3 protein-coding genes are annotated in these 2006 nt (G+C 67.5%); 2 read left to right on the top strand and 1 reads right to left on the bottom strand.

Features of this window, described 5'->3' with window-relative positions:
* Positions 1-903, bottom strand: a 903-nt coding sequence (locus tag ACK5KK_RS06290; protein ID WP_416889237.1) for a mannose-1-phosphate guanylyltransferase, incomplete at its 3' end; no start/stop codon positions are given.
* Positions 904-1111: 208 nt separating this feature from the next.
* Here ACK5KK_RS06290 and sdhC point away from each other — a divergent pair.
* Both sdhC and ACK5KK_RS06300 read left to right on the top strand, forming a co-directional pair.
* Positions 1112-1546, top strand: a complete 435-nt coding sequence (sdhC, locus tag ACK5KK_RS06295; RefSeq protein WP_416889238.1) for a succinate dehydrogenase, cytochrome b556 subunit — start codon at positions 1112-1114, stop codon at positions 1544-1546.
* Complete coding sequence (locus ACK5KK_RS06300) at positions 1546-1995, top strand: succinate dehydrogenase hydrophobic membrane anchor subunit (RefSeq protein ID WP_416889239.1); 450 nt, start codon at positions 1546-1548, stop codon at positions 1993-1995. Before sdhC ends, ACK5KK_RS06300 begins: the two co-directional genes overlap by 1 nt.
* Positions 1996-2006: the final 11 nt, after the last annotated feature.

Below are 2006 nucleotides of genomic sequence, written 5' to 3' on the forward strand. Positions count from 1 at the left end.
CAGGTCGTTCTTGCGTCCGCCGGAGTTGAGCTTGGCGAGACTGGCGAAGTCCCCCACGTCGTCCCAGTCGAAGTGCCCCGGAACGACTGCGAGCAAGCCCGCTGCCGCCGCTGGCTCGGCCACCGAGTAGTCGATCGCGATCTTCGTCAGGGTGGGCCACACCCGGTCAACGACGGGCCCGCGCTTGTCGCGGTCGTCCCAGGCCTCAGCCAAGTCCATCAAGCCCGCGTACAGGTGCGGGTCGTTCTCCGCGATCTGGCCGAGCAGCACGTCGGCCCGCGAGATGAACATGCCGGCGTTCCACAGGTGGCGACGGTCGGCGAAATACTCCTTCGCCGTCTCGAAGTCCGGCTTCTCGACGAACCGCTCCACGAGCGCCGCTTCTGGCGCACCGTCGACGACCAGCGCGTCACCCTTGCGGATGTAGCCGAACCCCACCGACGGCTCGGTGGGCTGGATGCCGATCGTGCAGATGTACCCCTCGCGCGCGACGGACACGGCTTGCTGCACCGCCCACTCGAACAGATGCGGAACGCGGATGACGTGGTCGGCGGCGAACGAGCCGATGATGACCTCGGGTTCCCGTTTGGCGAGAATCGCGGCGGCCAACCCGATCGCCGCCGTCGACTCGCGCGGCTCGGACTCCAGGAAGACGTTGTGATCGGCGATCCCCGGGAGCTGTTTCTCGACGGCAGCACGGTGGGCGCGCCCGGTGACAACGGAGATCCGGTCCGAGCCGGCCAGCGGCGCCAGCCGATCCCACGTGTCGCGCAGCAGCGAATTGCCCGACCCGGTGAGGTCGTGCAGGAACTTCGGCGCATCGGCGCGGGACAGCGGCCACAGCCTGCTGCCGACACCCCCGGCAGGGATGACGGCGTAAAAGTCCTTGATGCGGTCCACCATGTTCCGAGGCTACCCGCGGCGCGCTCGCACGCCCGGGATTCATCCACAACGCCGCCCGGGGCGCGACCGGCGGGGGCCGGAGTCGCTTCGCGACCGCGGACAGCCATAGGATGAAAGAGCATCCCCGCGCACGACGATCCGGATGTTTCGGGCAAACCGTTCACCCGATCCCGCGCGAGGTTCTCGTTCACACCAAGGGAGGACGACCGTGTCCGCACCAGCGCGCGTCACACCGTCGATTGCTCAGACCACGTCCCCGGCGCCGCGAGGAACCCTCTATCGCGGCCACGCGGGAATGTGGTCGTGGGTTCTGCATCGCATCACCGGTGTCGCCATCTTCTTCTTCCTCCTCGTCCACGTGCTCGACACCGCGCTCATCCGGGTCTCCCCCGAGGCGTACGACGCGGTGATCGGCACCTACAAGAACCCGATCATGGGGCTCGGCGAGGTCGCCCTCGTCGCCGCGATCGTGTACCACGCCTTCAACGGCCTGCGCATCATCGCCGTGGATATCTGGCCCTGGGCGACGCGCCACCAACGCCAGCTGTGGTGGACCGTCGTGGTGCTGTGGCTGGTCACCGTCGCCGCGTTCTCGGCCCGCCACCTTCCGATCGTCTTCGCGAACGTGGGAGGGGGTCACTGATGTCCGCCGACACGCTCGCCGCGCCCCGTACCCCCGCCGTGCACAAGAAGGGCACGAACTGGGAGAAGTGGGGCTGGATCTACATGCGCGTCTCCGGCGTGCTGCTGATCGTGCTGATCTTCGGCCACCTGTTCGTCAACCTCATGCTCGGCGAGGGCATCCACGGCCTGGACTTCGCGTTCGTGGCCGGAAAGTTCGCGTCGCCGTTCTGGCAGTGGTGGGACGTGCTGATGCTGTGGCTGGCGCTCATCCACGGCGCAAACGGCATGCGCACGATCGTCAACGACTACGTCACCGGTCCGCGCACCCGCACCGTGCTGGTGTGGATGCTGTGGCTGGCCGCCGCATTCCTCATCGTGCTCGGCACCCTGGTCGTGTTCACGTTCGACCCCTGCCTGGGCGTGGACAGCAGTACCACCGACTGGTTGATCGAGATGTGCGCCGGCTGATCGGCGCGGAA

This window comes from Microbacterium sp., from assembly GCF_047972865.1.
GTDB lineage: Bacteria > Actinomycetota > Actinomycetes > Actinomycetales > Microbacteriaceae > Microbacterium.